Origin of the sequence: Actinokineospora auranticolor (genome assembly GCF_002934265.1) — a bacterium.
GTDB lineage: Bacteria > Actinomycetota > Actinomycetes > Mycobacteriales > Pseudonocardiaceae > Actinokineospora > Actinokineospora auranticolor.
On sequence record NZ_PTIX01000033.1, the window covers coordinates 64,284 to 70,525 of the forward strand.

The 6,242-nt window shown below is 74.3% G+C and carries 5 protein-coding genes; all 5 read left to right on the forward strand.

The genetic code is table 11. The features are described 5' to 3' along the window. Positions 1 to 35 precede the first annotated feature (35 nt). The 5 genes from CLV40_RS34000 to CLV40_RS34020 are packed head-to-tail and all read left to right on the forward strand — an operon-like array spanning position 36 to position 5,909. A complete protein-coding gene (locus tag CLV40_RS34000; protein ID WP_146108376.1) occupies positions 36 to 2,582 on the forward strand; it encodes an ABC transporter permease in 2,547 nt (848 codons plus the stop codon). Next, positions 2,575 to 3,249 carry an ABC transporter ATP-binding protein gene (locus CLV40_RS34005; protein WP_245931750.1) on the forward strand — a complete coding sequence of 225 codons (675 nt, stop codon included), beginning with the start codon at positions 2,575 to 2,577 and terminating at the stop codon, positions 3,247 to 3,249. The genes CLV40_RS34000 and CLV40_RS34005 overlap by 8 nt, the downstream gene beginning before the upstream one ends. After that, complete coding sequence (locus CLV40_RS34010; protein WP_104483123.1) at positions 3,246 to 3,893, forward strand: ATP-binding cassette domain-containing protein; 648 nt, start codon at positions 3,246 to 3,248, stop codon at positions 3,891 to 3,893. Before CLV40_RS34005 ends, CLV40_RS34010 begins: the two co-directional genes overlap by 4 nt. 52 nt (positions 3,894 to 3,945) lie before the next feature. Next, positions 3,946 to 4,791: a DUF4429 domain-containing protein gene (locus tag CLV40_RS34015; RefSeq protein WP_104483124.1), complete on the forward strand. Its 846-nt coding sequence runs from the start codon at positions 3,946 to 3,948 to the stop codon at positions 4,789 to 4,791. Positions 4,792 to 4,835: 44 nt separating this feature from the next. After that, positions 4,836 to 5,909, forward strand: a complete 1,074-nt coding sequence (locus tag CLV40_RS34020) for a GDSL-type esterase/lipase family protein (protein ID WP_245931751.1) — start codon at positions 4,836 to 4,838, stop codon at positions 5,907 to 5,909. The last annotated feature ends 333 nt before the right edge of the window (positions 5,910 to 6,242 follow it).

The following is a 6,242-nucleotide window of genomic DNA, read 5'->3' on the forward strand; positions in this document are numbered from 1 at the left end:
ACGCCCGCGCACGGCGGCCGGTAGCGTCCGGCCCCATGCAGTTGCCGTGGAGAGCCGCCCCGCGCGCCGCGGTGTCCGGTCCGCTGACCGTGCTGGTGGCCTTCGTCGCGGCGCTGCTGCTCAGCTTCGTCGGGGCGGCGGCCGTGCTGCACGCGGACTCGGCGGGCAGCGCCGCGGTCGGCTACCAGGCCGGGCGCCTGTGCCCGCAGACCGTGCCGCCGGTGATCGACGGCAACAAGGTCACCGTGGCCGACGCCAACCGGATCCTCGCCCTGGCCCGGGACAGCGGTCGGGCGAACGGGTTCCCCACCCTGGTCGGCGCGGTCTACTCGCCGGTGCGTCAGTGGGACTTCAACGGTCCGCACCCGTGGTCGCAGTTCGCCTACCGCGACGGCGCCCGGGACAACCTCAAGGTCCTCTCCGGCGGCGGCCAGGACGGCCTCTGGGTGCCCAAGAGCATCGCCGACGACGCGGGGATCAAGCTCGGTGACCGGGGCCTGAACGGCACGCTGCCGCCGGTCACCGCGATCTACGCGGACATCGCCGAGCCCGTCCCCGACTACTGGTGCTCCGAGCAGCAGCGCGTGGTGCCCAACCCGCTCGCCACCGAGGGCGCGACCGCCGCGCCCATCTGGTTCCCGTCGCTGCGGGAGTTCACCGAGCACATGGACTCGCTCAGCGACAACGCCGCCGCGGTGAGCGCGCGCTTCCCCGTCGAGCGGCTGCCCGCGACCACCGAGGAGGCCGCCGCGCTGGTCGACCGGGGCAAGCGGATGCTCGACGGCGTCGTCGGGACCCTGCGGGCGGAGGAGAAGGCGCGGTTCGTGATCGCCGCGAACTACTTCGCCAAGCCGGTCGAGGTGGCGCGCGCGGCGAGCGACACGGTCTGGTCGGCGGTGCTGCCGTTGACCGTGATCAGCCTGCTGGTCGGGCTCGCGGGTGTCGGCGCGGTGACCGTGCAGTGGTTCCAGCGGCGCCACGCCGAGCTGCGGCTGCTGTGGGCGCGCGGTGCCGGGCCGGTCGCGCTCGGGTGGCGCGCGGTGCTGGAACTGGCGCTGCCGCTGCTGGTCGGCGCGGGCGCGGGTTTGGCGGCGGCTCGACTCGCGTTGCCCTGGTACGCGCCGTCCTCCGACCTCACCGACGGCACCGGTGCGCTCGCCTCCGCCGTGGCGGGCGGGGTGTTCGTCGCCGCGCTCGTGGTCGTCGGCGCCGTGGCGGCGACGCGCGCGCACCGCGCCTTCCAGACCGGCGCGGCCCGTCGGTCGGCGCGGGCGTGGCGGCTGGTGCCGTGGGAGCTGATCACCGCCGTCCTGGCGTACCTGGCCTGGGCGCGGCGGGAGTCGACGCCCACGAAGTTGGCGTTCGGGCAGCCGCTGCCGGAGACCGCGGACGCGGTCGGGTTGGCGTTCCCGCTGCTGGTCGTGCTGACCGTCGCGCTGGTGACCGTGCGGCTGGCCCGCTGGGGGCTGCGCGCGGCGCACCGGGTGCGGCTGTGGCGGGTGCCCGCCGCGCAGCTGGCGTTGCGCAGGTTGGCCGCCGCGGCGGGTTCGGTGGTCGGGATCCTGCTGGTGGGCACGCTCGCGGTCGGCACGCTGACCGTGGGCGTCGGGGTGGCCGACGCGCAGCGCGCGGCGCTGGACACCAAGTCCGGGCTGTTCGTCGGCGCCGAGTCGGCCGCGCTGATCCCGACGCGCGTCGGGGTCTCGGGGCAGTTGCCGCCCGCGCTGGCCGCGCACTCCACGCTGGTCGGCGTGCTCAAGACCGGGCAGAACATCAACCTCGTGATCGACCCGGCCACCTTCACCCGCTCGGCGTGGCTGGGCGACCGCGACCCCGCCGACACCCAGGCGCAGCTCGACGTCCTCGGCGGTACCGGGGGCCCGGTCCCGGCGCTGCGCGTCGGCCGCACCCCCGAGGCGACCACGACGCTGCCCCGGCTCGGGCAGGTCAAGCCCGTCGAACAGGTCGGATCGTTCCCGCTGATCGGCACCGGGCAGGGCTACGTCGTCTCCCGCGCGGCCGTGCGCGACCTCAAGCAGGTCGACGTGTGGCAGATCTGGTCCAACCAGCCGCTGGACACCCTGATCAGGGACCTGGACGCGGCGGGGATCCACCACCTCCAGTCGCGGTCCCGGGACAAGGCGCTCGACGGGCTGCCGTTCCTGACCGTGACCTGGACGTTCGACTTCGTCACCGCGCTCGGCGTGGTGCTCGCGGTGGTCGCCGCCGCGGCGCTGGTGCTGGCCGTGGAGGTGCGGCGGCGGCAGAACGCGCTGGCCGGGGCGCTCGCGACGCGGATGGGGCTGCGGCAGCGCACGCTCGTCGCCAGCCACCTCACTGAACTGGGCGGACTTGCCGGGGTCTCGGTCGCGGCGGGCAGCGCGGCCGGAGTGGTGTGCGCGGCGGTGTCGGCGCCGCTGCTGGACCCGTCCCCGTGGCTGCGGCCGGTCGCGGGCGCGCCGGACCTGCTGCCGCTGGTGTCGACCACGACCGGTGTCGCGGCCGTGGTCGTGGCGCTGGTGTGCTGGACCGCGGTGCGCTCGGTGACCACCGCCCGAGTCGGGGAGCTGATCCGTGGCTGAGCCCTTGTACGAGCTGCGCGGCGTGCACGTGGACTACCGCACGCCGACCGGTGTCGTCCCGGCCGTCTCCGACGTGTCCTTCGACGTCCCCGCCGACGGGATCACCGTGCTCGCGGGCCCGTCGGGCTCCGGCAAGTCGACGCTGTTGCGGGTGCTGGGCCTGGTCGACCGGCACACCGCCGGGACGGTCCGCCTCCAGGGCCGCGACGTCGGCGGCCTGGGGCACCGGGCCCGCCGCCAGACCCGCCGCGACCGGATCGCGGTGGTGTTCCAGGCGCCGCCGGACAACCTGATCGGGCACCTGACCGTGGCGCAGAACCTGCGCGCGTCCGCCCAGTCCGCCGGACGCGCGGACGCGGACCCGGACATCCTGGACTGGCTGGGCATCCCCGGCACCGGCTCGTGGCGGGTCGCGGCGCTGTCCGGCGGGCAGCAGCAGCGGCTGGCGTTCGGCTGCGCGCTGGCCCGCGAGCCGGACGTCGTGCTGGCCGACGAACCCACCTCCCAGCTCGACGCGGCCTCGGCCGCGCTGGTCCTGGACGTGCTCGGCAGGCTCGCGGACTCCGGGGTCGCGGTCGTCGCCGCGTCCCACGACCCCGACCTGGTCGCCATCGGCACCCGCGTCGTCCGGCTCCGCGAGGGCCGCGTTCAGGGGGAGGCCGCGTGACCGCGCTGGCCGCGCGGGGCCTGACCCGCGTCTTCGACCACGCCGACGGCCCGCTGGAGGTGCTGCGCGGCGTCGACCTCGACCTCGAACCCGGCGAGGTCGTGACCGTGTCGGGGCGGTCCGGTTCGGGCAAGAGCGCGTTGTTCGCGCTGCTGTGCGGGTTCGACAAACCCGACTCCGGCACCGTCGAACTCCTCGGCCGCCCGCTGCCCGAGACCCCCGCGTGGCAGGACTGCGCGGTACTCCCCCAGGCTCTGGGCTTGGCCCACGAGCTGACGTTGGCGGAGAACGTGGCGCTGCCGCTGCGGCTGTCCGACCGGCGCGCTGCCGTGGCCGATCGGGTCGACGAGCTGCTGACCGAGCTGGGTATCGCCGCGCTGGCCGACCGCTACCCCGGCGAGGTGTCGTACGGGCAGCAGCAGCGCGCCGCGCTCGCCCGCGCCGCCGCGCCCCGGCCCCGGGTTCTGCTGGCCGACGAGCCGACCGCGCACCTCGACCACGACAGCGTCGCCGCCGCCTTGGCCGTGCTGCGGCGCGTCGCGGGCGAGGGCACCGCGGTGCTGGTGGCGACCCACCACGACCAGGTGCACCGGGTCGCCGACCGGCGCCTCGCGCTGACCGACGGGCGGATCGTGCCCGCCTGACCGGTACGGTGATCGCCAAGGGACCACCAGGCGGGGGGCTGCTGTGCTGGGGATGACCGAGGTGATCGGCAAGGACGGCACCTGGGAGTTCGACTACGAATCCGTGCGGATCACCCCGGGGCGCGGGGCGCACCCGCTGCGGCAGACCCTGGGTGAGCTGACCGTGCCGCTGGCCGCGATCGACACGGTGGCGTTCGAGGCCGACCGGCGCGACGGCACGCTTCGCCTGCGGCCCCGGCACGGCGCGGACCCGCTGTGGCAGGCCACCGGCGGTCAGCTGCCCCCGGCCGCCGACCCGTACCGGCTCACCGTGGACACCCGGTTCTCCGCCACCGCGTCGGCGTTCGCCTCGGCCGTGCGCGACGCCCGGCTCGTGGCGCAGGTCCCCGACGGCCCGGCGGAGGAGTACCTGCTGCCCGGGCCGCACGTGCCGCTGTCGATGTCGGTCGAGGACGGCACCGCCACCTTCGACGGCGAGCGGATCCACATCGAGTGGGGGTGGGCGGCCGACACGGTCAAGCAGGCGATGCGCGCGCACACCATCCACGTGGTGGACCTGGCCGGTGTCGAGTGGACGCCCAAACTGGTGCGGTTCCGGCCGGTGGCGGGGTCGGTGGGCCTGCCCGCCAAGCACGACCCGAACTGCCTGAAGCTGTGGGGGTTCAAAAAGGACGTCGCCTCGTCGGCGCTGCTGGCCGCCGCGGTGACCGCCCGGCTGGCGCACCCGCGCGCGCCCGTGGCGGAGGTCGTCGAGGAGTTGCCGGAGGAGCCCGTGACCGGCGAGGACCAGGACACCGTCCTGCGCAGACTCCGCGAGCTCGGCGCGCTGCACCGCGACGGGGTGCTCACCGACGAGGAGTTCGCCGCGGCCAAGCAGGCGCTGCTGCGCCGCTTGTAGCCCGATACGGCGCCGGGTGGGCCGCGGGCCTAAACTCGACGGCGATGATGCGTTCGACCGCGATGGTGCGGCGGTACCGATGGCACGCCGCCGTCCTGCTCCTCGTGCTCGCCATGGTGGGCTCGTTCTTCTTCCTGTTCCCCACGGCCCAACCCCCGCCCGGCCCGCCGACCGGCGTGCCCAGGGTCCTGGTCGCCCTGGGCGACAGCACCGTTTCGGGTGAGGCCGCGGGCGACTACACCCCCGACACCGACGGCAAAGACGGCGACTGGTGCCACCGGTCGGTGAACGCGTCCATCCACCACACCGGACTGCGCGGCATCGAGGAGACCATCAACCTCGCCTGCTCTGGGGCGCCGTCCGCGCAGGTGGCGCTGGGTGACGTCAAGCAGTACACCGAGCCGTCGCAGGCGGAGCGGCTCGGCGACCTGGCCAAGCGCAAGCGGGTCGTGGCGATCCTCGTCGCGGTCGGCGCCAACGACGACCCGGCGTTCTCGCACGTGCTGTCCGATTGCGTGCAGGCGTGGCTGGACGCGGGCAAGAAGAGCTGTTCGGCCGGTGTGGGCGAGCAGTGGCAGTCCCGCGTCGACGCGATGGTGCCGAAGGTGAACCGGGCGCTGGCCGACATCCGGACGGTCATGACCCGCGCGGGCTACGGCAACGACGACTACCAGTTGGTGCTGCAGTCGTACGCCCCGCCGGTCAGCCCCGACCTGCGCCCGGAGCTGCGCAACCTCAACGGCTGCCCGTTCCGCGTGGAAGACCTGCGGTGGGTGCGGGAATCGGCGGTACCGCAGATCACCGCGGGCGTCCGCCAGGCGGCCCGCGACTCGGGCGCCCGCCTGCTCGACATCTCCCGGGCGGGCCTGGGGCGGGAGGCGTGCGCGCGGGAGAACCCGGCGGAGGAGTGGTTCAGCAGGCTGTCGGTGCGGTGGACCGATCTGAGCGACGAGAACCGGGAGGGGCACGCGCTGCAGGAGTCCTTCCACCCCAACAAGGCCGGGCACGAGCAGTTCGGCCGGTGCCTCGGGGAGTTCCTCGGCACCGACTCCCGGGCCGCGGCCTGCCTGCCGGGCGCGGACGGGAACCTGCACCCCGCCAACAGCATCGGCCCCTGATCGTCCATATCGGACAGTCGGAGCCTCGCGTACTTCCGCCTGTACCCGAGGGGCCCGGCTTCGAGGGCGACCGGGTTTGGCGCGGATCGCGGCCATGGCACGCCTCCGGCCCAATGCCACTAACTTAGGCTAGGTGCGAGGATTCTGATGGTGGCCGGACCCTGATGTCGAACGCCTTGATGTTTGCCCTTTTTGGTGGGGTAGCGTTTATGGCGTCCACGTTTGGCCACACGGGGGTACGTTCGGTGCCTTCGGGCCGCGAGGTGTCTCTCGTTGATTTCCGCGCGGGTCTCCGATAACGCTCTCGCTTGGCGTTCAGGGGGAAAAATCCGC

Coding starts and splice junctions, on each gene's coding strand:
- CLV40_RS34000 (WP_146108376.1), top strand. CDS start 36: ATGCAGTTGCCGTGGAGAGCCGCCCCGCGCGCCGCGGTGTCCGGTCCG.
- CLV40_RS34015 (WP_104483124.1), top strand. CDS start 3,946: ATGACCGAGGTGATCGGCAAGGACGGCACCTGGGAGTTCGACTACGAA.
- CLV40_RS34020 (WP_245931751.1), top strand. CDS start 4,836: ATGATGCGTTCGACCGCGATGGTGCGGCGGTACCGATGGCACGCCGCC.